13 protein-coding genes are annotated in these 15,382 nt (G+C 53.9%); all 13 read left to right on the top strand.

Features of this window, described 5'->3' with window-relative positions; translation table 11 throughout:
* The first annotated feature begins 122 nt into the window (after positions 1-122).
* The 13 genes from lrhA (at position 123) to nuoM (ending at position 15,378) form a co-directional block, all read left to right on the top strand.
* The gene (gene lrhA, locus F3J40_RS04295) at positions 123-1,046 is read left to right on the top strand and encodes a transcriptional regulator LrhA (protein ID WP_017345430.1); all 924 of its coding nucleotides are present in this window, start codon (positions 123-125) and stop codon (positions 1,044-1,046) included.
* 659 nt (positions 1,047-1,705) lie between these two features.
* Positions 1,706-2,143: an NADH-quinone oxidoreductase subunit A gene (locus F3J40_RS04290; RefSeq protein ID WP_026042334.1), complete on the top strand. Its 438-nt coding sequence runs from the start codon at positions 1,706-1,708 to the stop codon at positions 2,141-2,143.
* Positions 2,144-2,158: 15 nt separating this feature from the next.
* Positions 2,159-2,836, top strand: coding sequence for a NuoB/complex I 20 kDa subunit family protein (locus F3J40_RS04285; RefSeq protein ID WP_017345433.1), 678 nt, complete (start codon positions 2,159-2,161; stop codon positions 2,834-2,836).
* Between the two features lie 162 nt (positions 2,837-2,998).
* The gene (gene nuoC / locus F3J40_RS04280; RefSeq protein ID WP_167012712.1) at positions 2,999-4,798 is read left to right on the top strand and encodes an NADH-quinone oxidoreductase subunit C/D; all 1,800 of its coding nucleotides are present in this window, start codon (positions 2,999-3,001) and stop codon (positions 4,796-4,798) included.
* A 2-nt stretch (positions 4,799-4,800) separates the two neighbouring features.
* Complete coding sequence (gene nuoE, locus F3J40_RS04275; protein WP_017345435.1) at positions 4,801-5,316, top strand: NADH-quinone oxidoreductase subunit NuoE; 516 nt, start codon at positions 4,801-4,803, stop codon at positions 5,314-5,316.
* Positions 5,317-5,318: 2 nt separating this feature from the next.
* Entirely contained in the window at positions 5,319-6,659 is a 1,341-nt protein-coding gene (gene nuoF, locus F3J40_RS04270; protein ID WP_369410917.1) for an NADH-quinone oxidoreductase subunit NuoF, read from the top strand.
* Between the two features lie 100 nt (positions 6,660-6,759).
* A complete protein-coding gene (gene nuoG, locus F3J40_RS04265) occupies positions 6,760-9,486 on the top strand; it encodes an NADH-quinone oxidoreductase subunit NuoG (RefSeq protein ID WP_167012710.1) in 2,727 nt (908 codons plus the stop codon).
* Positions 9,483-10,460 (top strand): NADH-quinone oxidoreductase subunit NuoH, encoded by a 978-nt coding sequence (gene nuoH / locus F3J40_RS04260; RefSeq protein WP_167012709.1) that lies wholly within the window; start codon positions 9,483-9,485, stop codon positions 10,458-10,460. The genes nuoG and nuoH overlap by 4 nt, the downstream gene beginning before the upstream one ends.
* Before the next feature lie 11 nt (positions 10,461-10,471).
* Positions 10,472-11,014, top strand: a complete 543-nt coding sequence (gene nuoI / locus F3J40_RS04255) for an NADH-quinone oxidoreductase subunit NuoI (RefSeq protein ID WP_017345439.1) — start codon at positions 10,472-10,474, stop codon at positions 11,012-11,014.
* 10 nt (positions 11,015-11,024) lie between these two features.
* Positions 11,025-11,579 carry an NADH-quinone oxidoreductase subunit J gene (gene nuoJ / locus F3J40_RS04250; RefSeq protein WP_167012708.1) on the top strand — a complete coding sequence of 185 codons (555 nt, stop codon included), beginning with the start codon at positions 11,025-11,027 and terminating at the stop codon, positions 11,577-11,579.
* On the top strand, positions 11,576-11,878 hold the full coding sequence (gene nuoK, locus F3J40_RS04245) for an NADH-quinone oxidoreductase subunit NuoK (protein ID WP_017345441.1): 303 nt from the start codon (positions 11,576-11,578) through the stop codon (positions 11,876-11,878). The genes nuoJ and nuoK overlap by 4 nt, the downstream gene beginning before the upstream one ends.
* Positions 11,875-13,710 carry an NADH-quinone oxidoreductase subunit L gene (gene nuoL / locus F3J40_RS04240; protein WP_167012707.1) on the top strand — a complete coding sequence of 612 codons (1,836 nt, stop codon included), beginning with the start codon at positions 11,875-11,877 and terminating at the stop codon, positions 13,708-13,710. Before nuoK ends, nuoL begins: the two co-directional genes overlap by 4 nt.
* Before the next feature lie 147 nt (positions 13,711-13,857).
* Positions 13,858-15,378, top strand: coding sequence for an NADH-quinone oxidoreductase subunit M (nuoM, locus tag F3J40_RS04235; protein ID WP_017345443.1), 1,521 nt, complete (start codon positions 13,858-13,860; stop codon positions 15,376-15,378).
* Positions 15,379-15,382 lie beyond the last annotated feature (4 nt).

Genomic DNA, 15,382 nt, shown 5'->3' with positions numbered 1-15,382 from the left:
CAACTTGTTTCGTGCTCTCTTCGCGCAGCCAAAGAACACCATAGCGACTTATCTCTTTGATAATTCGTGTAATAACACCAGGGTAGTAGTTTTTACAAATCTTATAAAGTGAAGAAAAAAACATGACTAATGCAAATCGTCCGATACTTAATCTCGATCTCGATCTGCTGAGAACATTTGTTGCTGTTGCTGATTTGAATACGTTTGCAGCAGCAGCTGCTGCCGTGTGCAGAACACAATCTGCAGTGAGCCAGCAGATGCAACGTCTCGAGCAGTTGGTAGGTAAAGAGCTGTTTGCCAGACATGGACGTAATAAACTTCTCACGGAACACGGCATCCAACTGCTGGGCTATGCCAGAAAAATCTTGCGCTTCAACGACGAAGCCTGCACATCGCTGATGTACAGCAATATTCAGGGCGTGTTGACCATCGGTGCGTCTGATGACACCTCCGATACGATTCTCCCGTTCTTGCTGAACCGCGTGACCTCTGTTTATCCAAAACTGGCCATCGATGTTCGTGTGAAGCGTAATCCATTTATGATGGAGATGCTGAACCAGGGTGAAGTTGATCTGGTCGTCACCACCTCAAGCCCGGGTAACTTTACCCATCAGGTGCTGCGTACTTCACCAACACTGTGGTACTGCGCAGCGGATTACATTTTCCAGCGCGGTGAAGCCATTCCATTGGTGTTGCTGGATGAACCAAGTCCGTACCGTGATATGGCTATCGATCACCTTAACGAAGCGGGCATCCCGTGGCGTATTTCGTACGTCGCTTCAACCCTGGCTGCGGTTCGTGCTGCGGTGAAAGCGGGCTTGGGTGTGACGGCACGTCCAGTGGAAATGATGAGCCCGGAATTGCGCGTGATGGGGGCTGCTGAAGGTTTACCGGTATTGCCAGATACGCAGTATCTGCTGTGCCGTAACCCAGATAGCGATAATGAACTGGCTCTGGCGATCTTCAATGCGATGCAGTCCAGTAATGACCCGTACAACCTCAGCGCCAACCCGGAAGACAGCCTGCTGCTGGACGACGAAGAGTAAATTTCATAAGTGTTTGCTTCTTCTTTGAGCAACACTTGAATTGTTAAAACTGTAAATAACAGGCCTCAGGTGTGATTACTTCACTCTGAGGCCTGTTTTTTTATCTTTTCTTGCTGTTTTTCCGCCATTTTCAACCCCAATCAGATCTTCATCAAAATACGACTCTTCAGTAAATTTCATTTTATTCATATTTGGAATAAAGATTTCTATCCTTCAGTGCGAATGCCATAAAGCCAGCGGTTTTCATGGTGTTTTTTTGTGCAATAAATCCCAATCTGTGTTCTGGATCAAAAAATACCCCTGAAAAAAGGGAGGAAATCTGCCGGATACCTGCCAGAATATGATTACTAAATGCACGATGCAGGCATCTGATTTACAACTACACTGTTATTAACCCTACAAACTGAAGCGATTTAGCGTTACGATAGCGCTCTTGATGTTAACTGTGAGTTGCAAATGTTAGTTTTTGTTTAATTGCATTTGTCTAAGTTGACAAAAGGTTATGGAAAGAGGTAAATAACCACACAAAATTGCTGCTTAATCGCTAATGACAGCAAAAAGTACAAGGTTATTTTCCTTCCCTTGAATTGATGTGGTGGGTTTACTGCCAGTGTAACGAGCAGGAAGCGGACATCACTTTTGAAAAAGAAGCAGAGACAATGTCAACTACCAGCGAAGTAATCGCTCATCATTGGGCGTTTGTCGTATTTATTGTTATTGCGTTCGGCCTGTGTGCTTTCATGTTAACCGGCGGTTGGTTACTCGGTGGTAAAGCCCGCGCCAGATACAAAAATACCCCTTTCGAATCCGGTATTGCTTCAGTAGGCGATACCCATATCCGTCTCTCCGCAAAGTTTTATCTGGTTGCGATGTTCTTCGTCATCTTCGACGTTGAAGCCCTCTTTCTTTACGCATGGTCGACCTCAATCCGCGAAAGCGGCTGGGTAGGCTTTGTGGAAGCTGCCATTTTCATTTTGGTCCTGTTGGCTGGATTGGTCTATCTGGTGCGCATCGGTGCGCTTGATTGGGCCCCTGCAAAACGTCGGGTAGTCGTGAAAAGCGCCCCGATCAGCCACAACCACTCCAGCAAGCAGTAAAAGCGAGGCAATAAGATGGACTATACGCTCACCCGCGTGGACCCGAACGGTGGTGATCAAGACCGTTACCCGTTGCAGAAACAGGAAGTTGTTGGCGATCCGTTAGAACAACATGTTCACCGCAGTGTTTACATGGGCAAACTCGAAAATGCCCTGCATGACATGGTGAACTGGGGCCGTAAAAACTCCCTGTGGCCCTATAACTTTGGCCTTTCCTGCTGTTACGTGGAAATGACGACGTCGTTCACTGCGGTGCATGACGTTGCACGTTTTGGTGCTGAAGTTATGCGCGCCTCACCACGTCAGGCTGACTTCATGGTGATTGCCGGAACCCCATTCACCAAAATGGCCCCGGTTATTCAGCGCCTGTATGACCAGATGCTGGAGCCAAAGTGGGTTATCTCCATGGGGGCTTGCGCCAACTCTGGCGGTATGTACGACATCTATTCCGTAGTGCAGGGCGTCGATAAATTCCTGCCGGTTGATGTGTATATCCCAGGCTGCCCACCACGCCCAGAAGCTTACATGCAAGCGCTGTTGCTGTTGCGGGAATCCATCGGTAAAGAGCGTCGTCCTCTCTCTTGGGTGGTCGGCGATCAGGGCGTATACCGCGCCAATATGCAGTCAGAGCGCGAAAGAAAACGCGGCGAGCGTATCGCAGTGACCAACCTGCGAACGCCTGACGAAGTATAAGTTAACCGTGTATGGATGGAGATGCCCAAAAGCGACTGTGACAGCACATCATCGCGTCGCTTAGGGTAAACAGGCCCGCAGCAGACTATCAAAATTATTGCGTGGCCCCTCCTGACGCCTTCTTTTCAGCGCCTGATTACAGGCCGGAATGGTGAGTAACGTATGACTGATTTAACCACGCAAGATCTCGCTCAGCCTGGCTGGCTCACCCGCGATCACCAGGATGACCCGGTGATTGGCGAGCTGCGTAACCGCTTTGGACCCGATGCATTTACCGTTCAGGCCACCCGTACCGGTATTCCGGTTGTGTGGGTGAAGCGTGAACAACTGCTGGAAATCACCGAATTTCTCCGCAAGCTGCCTAAACCTTATGTCATGCTTTATGACCTGCACGGGATGGATGAACGCCTGCGTACCCATCGCGCGGGGTTACCGGTGGCTGATTTCTCCGTGTTCTATCACCTGATCTCAATTGAACGCAATCGTGACATCATGCTCAAGGTGGCATTGTCCGAAAACGATCTACACGTGCCGACCATTACCCGGCTGTTTGCGAATGCCAACTGGTATGAGCGTGAAACCTGGGAAATGTTCGGTATCACCTTTGATGGTCACCCACATCTGACGCGCATTATGATGCCGCAGACCTGGGAAGGGCACCCGCTGCGTAAAGATTACCCGGCACGCGCCACTGAATTCGATCCGTTTGAGCTGACCAAGCAAAAAGAAGATCTTGAAATGGAGTCGCTGACGTTCAAGCCGGAAGACTGGGGCATGAAACGCAGCACAACCAACGAAGACTTCATGTTCCTTAACCTCGGTCCAAACCACCCCTCTGCGCACGGTGCATTCCGCATCATCTTGCAGCTGGATGGCGAAGAGATTGTCGACTGCGTACCCGATGTAGGCTACCACCATCGTGGCGCTGAGAAGATGGGCGAACGTCAGTCATGGCACAGCTACATCCCCTATACCGACCGTATTGAATACCTTGGCGGCTGCGTCAACGAGATGCCTTACGTGCTGGCGGTGGAAAAACTGGCCGGGATTACCGTACCGGATCGCGTCAATGTGATTCGCGTCATGCTGTCTGAATTGTTCCGCATTAACAGTCACCTGCTCTACATCTCGACCTTTATTCAGGACGTAGGTGCGATGACCCCGGTGTTCTTCGCCTTCACCGACCGCCAGAAAATTTATGATGTGGTTGAAGCGATTACCGGCTTCCGTATGCACCCAGCCTGGTTCCGCATTGGTGGTGTTGCCCATGACCTGCCAAAAGGTTGGGAGCGCCTGTTGCGTGAGTTCCTCGACTGGATGCCAAAACGTCTGAAAGAGTACGACAAAGCGGCACTGCGTAACACGGTACTGATTGGCCGTTCGAAAGGCGTTTCCGCTTACAACATGGAAGAAGCCCTGGCGTGGGGGACAACGGGTGCGGGCTTGCGTGCTACCGGTCTGGACTTCGACGTACGCAAATGGCGTCCGTATTCAGGCTATGAAAACTTTGATTTCGAAGTGCCAGTGGGCGCAGGGATCAGTGATGCTTACACCCGCGTTCAGCTGAAGATGGAAGAGATGTGGCAGTCGCTGCGTATTCTTGAGCAGTGTCTGAACAACATGCCGGAAGGGCCATTTAAAGCCGATCACCCACTGACTACGCCGCCGCCGAAAGAGCGCACGTTGCAGCACATTGAAACGCTGATTACCCACTTCCTTCAGGTTTCCTGGGGCCCGGTGATGCCGGCTAACGAATCGTTCCAGATGATTGAAGCGACCAAGGGAATCAACAGCTACTACCTGACCAGCGATGGCAGCACCATGAGCTACCGCACACGCGTGCGCACGCCAAGCTTCCCGCATCTGCAACAGATCCCATCGGTGATCCGTGGCAGCCTGGTATCCGACCTGATCGTGTACCTCGGTAGTATCGATTTTGTTATGTCAGACGTGGACCGCTAATTATGCACGATCAAAAAATTGCTATTCACACCATCGAGCCAGAAGCGGTCTTTACGCTGACCGTGGCAGAACGCGATGCCATTGAGCACGAAAAACATCACTACGAAGATGCTCGCGCGGCGTCGATTGAAGCATTAAAAATTGTGCAAAAGCAGCGTGGATGGGTGCCAGACGGTGCCATCAATGCCATTGCTGATGTGCTCGGCATTCCTGCCAGTGATGTGGAAGGGGTGGCGACATTTTACAGCCAGATCTACCGCACGCCAGTAGGACGTCATGTGATTCGCTACTGCGACAGCGTGGTGTGCCATATCACCGGATTCCAGGGCATTCAGGCTGCACTTGAGCAGAGCCTGAATATTAAACCTGGCCAGACCACAGCCGATGGCCGCTTTACGCTGCTGCCGACCTGCTGCCTGGGCAACTGTGATAAAGGCCCGACCATGATGGTAGATGAAGATACTCACGTTCATCTGACGCCGGAAGGCATCGCTAACCTGCTGGAGCAGTATCAATGAGCATTAAACAGATCATTCGTACTGCGGAAACTCATCCACTGACCTGGCGGCTGCGTGACGACAAGCAGCCGGTATGGATCGATGAGTATCGCAGCAAAAACGGTTACGTCGGCGCGGAGAAAGCGCTGAAAAGCCTGTCTCAGGATGAGATCGTCGCGGCAGTTAAAGACTCTGGCCTGAAAGGGCGCGGCGGTGCGGGCTTTAACACCGGCCTGAAGTGGAGTCTGATGCCGAAAGACGAATCCATGAATATCCGTTACCTGCTGTGTAACGCCGATGAGATGGAACCAGGCACCTATAAAGACCGCCTGCTGATGGAGCAAATGCCGCATCAGCTGGTAGAAGGCATGCTGATCAGTGCCTTCGCGCTGAAAGCCTATCGTGGCTATATCTTCCTGCGTGGCGAGTATATCGAAGCGGCAGTAAACCTGCGTCGTGCGATTGCCGAAGCCACCGAAGCGGGCTTTATCGGCAAAAACATCCTGGGCACCGGTTTCGATTTTGAACTGATCGTTCACACCGGTGCAGGCCGCTATATCTGCGGTGAAGAAACGGCATTGATTAACTCGTTGGAAGGCCGTCGTGCTAACCCACGTTCTAAGCCACCGTTCCCGGCCAGTGCTGGCGTCTGGGGCAAACCGACCTGCGTGAACAACGTTGAGACACTCTCCAACGTTCCCGCCATCTTCCTGAACGGCGTTGACTGGTACAAGAACATCTCTACCAGTGAAGACACCGGCACCAAAATGATGGGCTTCTCTGGCCGGGTAAAAAACCCTGGCGTGTGGGAGCTGCCGTTTGGCACCACCGCGCGTGAAATCCTCGAGGATTACGCGGGTGGGATGCGTGATGGCCTGAAATTCAAAGCCTGGCAACCGGGCGGGGCAGGAACTGACTTCCTGACTGAACAACACCTCGATCTGCCGATGGAGTTTGCCAGCATTGGTAAAGCCGGCAGTCGTTTAGGTACTGCGCTGGCGATGGCGGTTGATCACGAGATCGGCATGGTTTCGCTGGTGCGAAATCTGGAAGAGTTCTTTGCGCGCGAGTCCTGTGGCTGGTGTACGCCATGCCGTGACGGGTTGCCGTGGAGCGTGAAAATTCTGCGTGCGCTGGAGCAGAAAAAAGGCCAACCGGGCGATATCGAAACCCTGCTGCAACTTTGCCGTCAGTTGGGCCCAGGTAAAACGTTCTGCGCCCATGCACCCGGTGCCGTTGAGCCGCTGCAAAGCGCCATAAAATATTTCCGCGAAGAGTTTGAAGCTGGCATAGCGCCGCAGGTGTTTGGCAATACCCGTGCGATAAACGGGATTCAGCCCAACCTGCTTAAAGCGCGCTGGTAATTCAGCACTCCCGGAACTGGCTGAGAAGCTGGTCGCCCCGAACAGGGGTCAGAATTTGATTAACGCCCGTCTCTGACGGGCCTTACGGAAGCATGTCACTATGGCTACTATCCACGTAGAGGGTAAAGAGTACGAGGTGAACGGGTCGGACAACCTGCTGCAGGCGTGTCTCTCTCTTGGCCTTGATATTCCTTACTTTTGCTGGCATCCGGCGCTGGGCAGCGTTGGTGCCTGCCGCCAGTGTGCGGTGAAGCAATTTCAGAATGCCGAAGATACCCGAGGCCGCCTGGTCATGTCCTGCATGACCCCGGCTTCTGATGGCACGTTCATCTCCATTGAAGATGGCGAAGCGAAAGAATTTCGTGAAAGCGTGGTGGAGTGGTTGATGACTAACCACCCACACGACTGCCCGGTGTGTGAAGAGGGCGGTAACTGCCATCTGCAAGATATGACGGTCATGACTGGCCACAGTTTCCGTCGCTATCGCTTTACCAAACGTACGCACCAAAACCAGGACCTCGGTCCGTTCATTTCCCATGAAATGAACCGCTGTATCGCCTGCTATCGCTGTGTGCGTTACTACAAAGATTATGCCGATGGTAAAGATCTCGGCGTCTACGGTGCGCACGACAACGTCTACTTCGGTCGCCCGGAAGATGGCACGCTGGAGAGCGAATTCTCGGGCAACCTGGTCGAAATTTGTCCGACCGGCGTGTTCACCGACAAAACTCACTCTGAACGCTATAACCGTAAGTGGGACATGCAGTTCGCGCCAAGCATCTGCCAGCAGTGCAGCATCGGCTGTAATACCAGTCCGGGTGAGCGTTATGGCGAGCTGCGCCGTATCGAAAACCGTTATAACGGTTCGGTAAACCACTACTTCCTCTGTGACCGTGGCCGTTTCGGCTATGGCTTCGTGAACCGTGAAGATCGTCCTCGTCATCCACAGCAGCGTCGTGGTGATGACTGGGTGACCCTGAACGCCGAACAGGCCGTGAATGCTGCGGCAGATGTACTGCGTCAGGCGAAAAAAGTGATTGGTATCGGCTCGCCGCGCGCCAGCCTCGAAAGTAACTTTGCGCTGCGCCAGTTGGTGGGAGCGGAAAACTTCTCAACCGGTATGCCAGCGGGCGAACAGGCACGTCTGGAACTGATGGTAAAAATTCTGCGCGAAGGGGGGATCTATACCCCGTCACTGCGCGAAATTGAAAGCTATGACGCCGTGCTGGTGTTGGGTGAAGACCTGACGCAAGTGGGTGCTCGTGTCTCTCTGTCGGTGCGTCAGGCGGTGAAAGGTAAAGCCCGTGAGATGGCTGCCGCGCAGAAAGTCGCTGACTGGCAAATTGCCGCCATTCTGAACATCGGCCAGCATGCTAAGCATCCGCTGTTTATTACCAACGTGGATGAAACCCGTCTGGATGATATCGCCGCCTGGAGCTATCGCGCACCTATCGAAGATCAGGCTCGCCTCGGCTTCGCTATTGCCAATGCGCTGGATGAGAACGCGCCAGCAGTCAGCGATTTTGACCGTAGCCTGAATGGCAAGCTGGATGTGGTAGTGCAGGCGCTGGCAGGGGCGAAAAAGCCGCTGATTATCTCCGGCACGCACTCTGGCAGTCTCGAAATGATCCAGGCCGCAGCTAATGTCGCAAAAGCGCTGAAGTCACGCGGTGCTGACGTGGGTATTACTCTGCTGGCTTCTCATGCAAACAGCATGGGACTCGGTCTGATGGGCGGCAACACGTTGGATAGCGCACTGGACCAGTTGGAAAACGGTTCTGCTGATGCTGTGGTGATCCTGGAAAACGATCTTTACCGTCAGGCACCGAAAGCGCGCGTTGATGCCGCGTTGTCTGGCACACCGAATGTGATCGTGGTGGATCACCAGCGCACGGCGACGTTAGAAAAAGCCGGTTTGATCTTCTCAACGGCCAGCTATGTCGAAAGTGACGGCACCTCCGTCAGCCAGGAAGGCCGCGCTCAGCGTTTCTTCCAGGTTTACGATCCGGCTTACTACGACAACAGCATTGTGATGCTCGAGAGCTGGCGCTGGCTGCATTCGTTGCACAGTACCATTGAGAGCCGCCGCGTTGACTGGACGCAGTTAGATCACGTGATCGATTCCCTGATCGCGGAGCTGCCCCAGCTGCAAGGCATCAAAGATGCAGCACCTGATGCCAGCTTCCGTATTCGTGGGCAAAAACTGGCGCGTTCGCCACACCGCTCCAGTGGTCGTACCGCTGCGCGCGCCAATATCAGCGTGCACGAACCGCGCCAGCCGCAAGATAAAGACACCATGTTTGCCTTCTCGATGGAAGGTAACAACCAACCCAGCGCACCACGCTCACAGATCCCATTTGCCTGGGCGCCAGGCTGGAACTCACCGCAGGCATGGAACAAGTTCCAGGCTGAAGTGGGTGGACATCTGCGCTTCGGCGATCCCGGTGTGCGCCTGTTCAATGCGCAAGAAGGGGCTTCGCTGGCGTGGTTTGATAGCGTGCCAGCCAGTTTCAGCAGCAATGGCCAGTGGCGTGTTGCGCCTTACTACCAGCTGTTTGGCAGTGAGGAGATGACACAACGGTCGACGGTGTTCCAGAAACGTATGGCGCAGCCTACGCTGGTCATTAACCCGACTGATGCGGAAAAACTGGGTGTTAATCAAGGTACTGCGGTGGAGTTCAACTGTGCGGGTGAGCATATCCGACTGCCAGTGCGCTTCTCCAGTGCTTTAGAACCCGGCCAGATCGGTCTGCCGCTGGGGATGCCAGGCGTACCGCCGTTCCTTGCCAATGCTCAGGTTGAAAACCTCCAGGAGGCCGCGCAATGAGCTGGTTCACACCGGAAGTGATCGACGTCCTGATTGGCGTTGGTAAAGCGATTGTCATTCTGCTGGTGGTGGTCGCCTGTGGTGCCTTTATGAGTTTCGCCGAGCGTCGTCTGCTCGGCTTGTGGCAGAACCGCTACGGGCCAAACCGCGTCGGCTGGGGCGGTTCGCTCCAGTTGGCCGCAGACATGATCAAAATGTTCTTTAAAGAGGACTGGGTTCCACCGTTCACTGACCGTGCCATTTTTACCCTGGCCCCGGTTATCGCGTTTGTTTCCCTGCTGCTGGCGTTTGCCATTGTGCCGGTGTCGCCAACGTGGATGGTCACGGACCTCAACATCGGACTGCTGTTCTTCCTGATGATGGCCGGTCTGGCGGTCTACGCTGTGCTGTTTGCGGGCTGGTCAAGTAACAACAAATACTCACTGTTGGGGGCAATGCGTGCCTCTGCACAGACGCTGAGTTATGAAGTGTTTCTTGGGCTGTCGCTTATGGGTGTGGTCGCCCAGGCGGGTTCTTTCAATCTGAACGTGATTGTGGATAGCCAGGCGCATCTGTGGAATATCATTCCGCAGTTCTTTGGTTTCGTCACCTTTGCCATTGCGGGTGTTGCGGTGTGTCACCGTCATCCCTTTGACCAACCAGAAGCCGAGCAGGAGCTGGCGGATGGCTACCACATTGAATACGCCGGGATGAAGTTTGGCCTGTTCTTCGTCGGAGAATACGTGGCAATTACCACGGTTTCCGCGCTGATCGTTACGCTGTTCTTCGGCGGCTGGCATGGCCCGTTCCTGCCTCCGTTCATCTGGTTCGCCATTAAAACTGCATTCTTTATGACCATGTTCATCCTGATCCGTGCTGCGCTGCCGCGCCCACGCTATGACCAGGTGCTGTCATTTGGCTGGAAAGTGTGCCTGCCGTTGACGTTACTGAACCTGCTGGCAACCGCCGCAGTGATTCTGTTCAACGCGCAGTAAGGGGTAACAACATGACATTAAAAGATATTGTCGTTGGTTTCGGCACGACAGTACGCAGTATCTGGATGATCGGTATGCATGCCTTCGCAAAGCGCGAAACGCAGATGTATCCCGAGGAGCCGGTCTATCTGCCGCCGCGCTACCGTGGTCGCATTGTCTTAACGCGCGATCCTGACGGTGAAGAGCGCTGCGTAGCCTGTAACCTGTGTGCAGTTGCCTGCCCGGTGGGCTGTATCTCACTGCAAAAAGCAGAAACCAAAGATGGTCGCTGGTATCCGGAGTTTTTCCGCATCAACTTCTCACGCTGCATTTTCTGCGGTCTGTGTGAAGAGGCATGCCCAACAACGGCGATTCAGCTGACCCCTGATTTCGAACTCGGTGAGTTCAAGCGTCAGGACCTGGTTTATGAAAAGCAGGATCTGTTGATTTCAGGTCCGGGCAAATATCCCGAGTACAACTTCTACCGCATGGCGGGGATGGCGATCGACGGGAAAGATAAAGGCGACGCAGAAAACGAAGCCAAACCTATCGACGTCAAAGGCTTGTTACCCTAAGGAGCCAGGCATGGAATTTGCGTTTTATCTTTGCGGTCTGGTTGCGGTGTTGACCACACTTCGTGTCATCACCCATACCAACCCGGTACATGCGCTCTTGTACCTCATTGTGTCACTGCTTTCGATTGCAGGCGTGTTCTTCTCGCTGGGGGCTTACTTCGCTGGCGCGCTGGAGATCATCGTCTATGCCGGTGCCATTATGGTGCTGTTCGTGTTTGTGGTGATGATGCTGAATCTCGGCAAAACCCAACAGGATCAGGAACGTGAGTGGCTCAAACCTACACTGTGGATCGGCCCTGGCATTGTCTCTCTGTTGCTGTTAGTGGTGATGATCCACGCCATCCTGAGCGCAAACGATCAGGGTATTGATGGCACGGTGATTGATGCTAAAGCGGTGGGTATCAGCCTGTTTGGTCCGTATGTATTGGCGGTCGAACTGGCCTCCATGCTCCTGCTGGCAGGTCTGGTGGTGGCATTCCACATCGGGCGTGATGAGCAAAAAACGGAAGTGGTCAGCCAGCGTTCTGCTGATGATGCGCAGTCAACCGGGGAGGAACAACAATGATCCCATTACAACATGGCCTGATTCTCGCGGCGGTGCTGTTTGTCCTTGGGCTGACATCACTGGTGCTGCGTCGCAACCTGCTGTTTATGTTGATTGGTCTGGAGATCATGATCAACGCTGCCGCGCTGGCGCTGGTGGTGGCAGGAAGTTACTGGGGGCAGGCAGACGGTCAGGTCTTCTACATTCTGGCTATCAGCCTTGCTGCGGCAGAAGCCAGTATTGGCCTGGCATTGCTGCTCCAGCTTTATCGTCGTCGTCAGACGCTGAACATTGATACAGTGAGCGAGATGCGCGGATGAATCTTCTCTACTTAACCATACTGTTTCCGCTGATCGGCTTTTTGCTGTTAGCGTTTTCCCGTGGTCGCTGGTCGGAGAACCTTTCGGCCACCGTGGGCATGGGATCTGTTGGCCTGGCGGCGCTGGTGGCTGCCTGGGCGGGTTTTGACTTCTTTGCTCATGGCCAGCAACCTTTTACCCAGGCGCTCTGGACCTGGATGCAGGTCGGTCAGTTCAATATTCAGGTTAACCTGGTGTTGGATGGCCTGTCGCTGACCATGCTGTCTGTGGTCACGGGCGTCGGTTTCCTGATCCACATGTTTGCCTCCTGGTATATGCGTGGTGAAGAGGGCTACTCGCGCTTCTTCGCATACACCAACCTGTTTATCGCCAGCATGGTGGTTCTGGTGCTGGCCGATAACCTGATGCTGATGTATCTCGGCTGGGAAGGGGTGGGGCTGTGCTCTTATCTGCTGATCGGCTTCTACTACAGCAATCCGGAAAACGGCAAAGCGGCGATGAAAGCCTTTATCATTACCCGTGTGGGTGATGTGTTCCTCGCTTTTGCCCTGTTCATTCTCTACAACGAACTGGGTACGCTGAACTTCCGCGAGATGATGGAACTGGCACCGGCACACTTTGCCGCTGACAACCACATGTTGCAGTGGGCAACCCTGATGCTGTTGGGTGGTGCGGTAGGTAAATCAGCACAGTTACCGCTGCAAACCTGGCTGGCGGATGCAATGGCCGGCCCAACCCCGGTCTCCGCACTGATTCACGCGGCAACCATGGTGACGGCGGGTGTCTACCTGATTGCCCGCAGCCACGGTCTGTTCCTGCTGACGCCGGAAGTGCTGCATCTGGTCGGGATTGTCGGGGCGGTGACATTGGTACTGGCTGGTTTTGCCGCGCTGGTGCAAACCGATATCAAACGCGTACTCGCTTACTCCACCATGAGCCAGATTGGCTATATGTTCCTGGCTCTGGGTGTACAGGCATGGGACGCGGCGATTTTCCACTTGATGACCCACGCGTTCTTTAAAGCCTTGTTGTTCCTCTCTTCCGGTTCGGTGATTTTGGCCTGCCACCACGAGCAGAACATTTTCAAGATGGGTGGATTGCGTAAAAGTATCCCACTGGTTTATGCCTGCTTCCTGGTTGGGGGCGCAGCCCTGGCGGCGCTGCCGCTGATTACCGCTGGCTTCTACAGTAAAGATGAAATCCTGTTTGGCGCACTGGCCAATGGGCATATCAATCTGATGGTTGCCGGACTGGTCGGGGCATTCCTGACGTCCATCTATACCTTCCGCATGATCTTCATCGTGTTCCACGGTAAAGAGCAGATCCACGCGCATGCAGGTAAAGGCATTACTCATCATCTACCGCTGATTGTGCTGCTGGTGCTGTCGACCTTTATCGGTGCACTGATCACACCTCCGCTGGCAAGCGTATTGCCACATAACGAGTTTGGTGAAAGCGGTAAAGTTGGCCTCGAAATTACCTCTGGTGTGGTGGCTATTCTCGGCATTCTGATTGCCGCCGCGCTATGGCTGGGTAAACGTCAATGGGTGACCAGCGTAGCGAACAGCCCCGTTGGCCGCTTCTTTGGCACCTGGTGGTTTGCCGCCTGGGGCTTCGATTGGCTGTACGACAAAGTGTTCGTCAAACCTTACCTCGGCATTGCCTGGCTGCTCCAGCGCGATCCGTTGAATAGCCTGATGAACATCCCGGCACTGGTTTCACGCATTGGCAACAAAGGGCTGGTAGTGAGTGAAAACGGGTATCTGCGCTGGTATGTGGCTTCAATGAGCGTGGGTGCAGTTGTCGTATTGGCGCTGTTGCTGATTGTATAAAGATGATGAGCGGGGCGGAGCACCTTTCGCCCCGGTAGAGAATGTCAAAATTGCCTGATGCTGCGGCGGTTATCGACAGAGCCGGTTGGTGTATGACCGGTAAAACTGGATAACCCCCACGCAGGTTAAGAAAAGGGATACTACGCCGTGTTATTACCGTGGCTGATCGTAATACCGTTTGTTGGAGGCCTGCTGTGCTGGCTGGCAGAGCGCCTCGGCGCGAAAGTGCCACGCTGGATCGCACTGGTCACCATGGCTCTCACCCTGGTGCTCTCACTGCAACTGTGGATGCAGGGTGGCTATTCACTGACCCAGGCGAGCGGCTTGCCGCAGTGGCAGTCGAGCTTTATCGTCTCGTGGATCCCGCGTTTTGGTATCAATTTCCATCTGGCGATTGATGGCCTGTCACTGCTGATGGTAGTGCTAACCGGGCTGCTCGGTCTGATGGCTGTACTCTGTTCGTGGAATGAAATTGAGAAGTATCAGGGCTTTTTCCACCTCAACCTGATGTGGATCCTCGGTGGTGTGATTGGTGTGTTCCTCTCCATCGACATGTTCCTGTTCTTCTTCTTCTGGGAAATGATGCTGGTGCCGATGTACTTCCTCATCGCACTGTGGGGCCATAAAGCCTCTGACGGCAAAACCCGTATCACCGCTGCGACCAAGTTCTTCATCTATACCCAGTCTTCCGGTTTGATCATGCTGATCGCCATTCTGGCGCTGGTGTTTGTCCACTACAACGCCACCGGCGTGTGGACTTTCAGCTATGAAGAACTGCTGAAGACCCCGATGTCACATAACGTTGAGTATCTGCTGATGCTGGGCTTCTTTATCGCCTTTGCGGTGAAGATGCCCGTGGTGCCCCTGCACGGCTGGCTGCCAGATGCACACAGCCAGGCCCCGACTGCCGGTTCAGTAGACCTCGCAGGTATTCTGTTGAAAACCGCCGCGTACGGTTTGCTGCGCTTCAGCCTGCCACTGTTCCCGCATGCTTCGGCTGAGTTTGCACCGATTGCGATGTGGCTCGGTATTATTGGTATCTTCTACGGTGCCTGGATGGCGTTCTCCCAGACGGACATTAAACGTCTGATCGCCTATACCTCGATTTCCCATATGGGCTTTGTGCTGATTGCCATCTACACCGGCAGCCAGTTGGCGTTCCAGGGGGCTGTGGTGCAGATGATTGCTCACGGTCTGTCGGCTGCGGCACTGTTTATCTTGTGTGGTCAGCTGTACGAACGTCTGCACACCCGCGATATGCGTCAGATGGGTGGATTGTGGTCACGCATTAAGTGGATTCCGGGCCTGTCACTGTTCTTCGCCGTCGCCAACCTTGGTATGCCGGGTACGGGTAACTTTGCCGGTGAATTCATGATTCTGACCGGCAGTTTCCAGGTGGTGCCGGTGATCATTGTGATTGCTACCTTTGGTCTGGTGTTCGCCTCGGTGTACTCCCTGATCATGATGCAGCGCGCCTACTACGGTGAAGCGAAATCTAAAGCACCGCTGCCAGGAATGTCTGCGCGTGAGTTCATCATGATTATGGTGCTGGTGGTGTTGCTGGTGCTGCTGGGCGTCTATCCACAGCCCATCCTCGACACTTCCCACGCTGCGATGAGCAACATTCAGCAGTGGTTTACCGCTTCAATTTCAACTACAAGGCCGTAATTCG

It is taken from the genome of Candidatus Pantoea multigeneris (genome assembly GCF_011752615.1).
GTDB lineage: Bacteria > Pseudomonadota > Gammaproteobacteria > Enterobacterales > Enterobacteriaceae > Pantoea > Pantoea multigeneris.
Note: the sequence above shows the minus strand (reverse complement) of the source record. Positions and strands in the feature narration are given on the sequence as shown.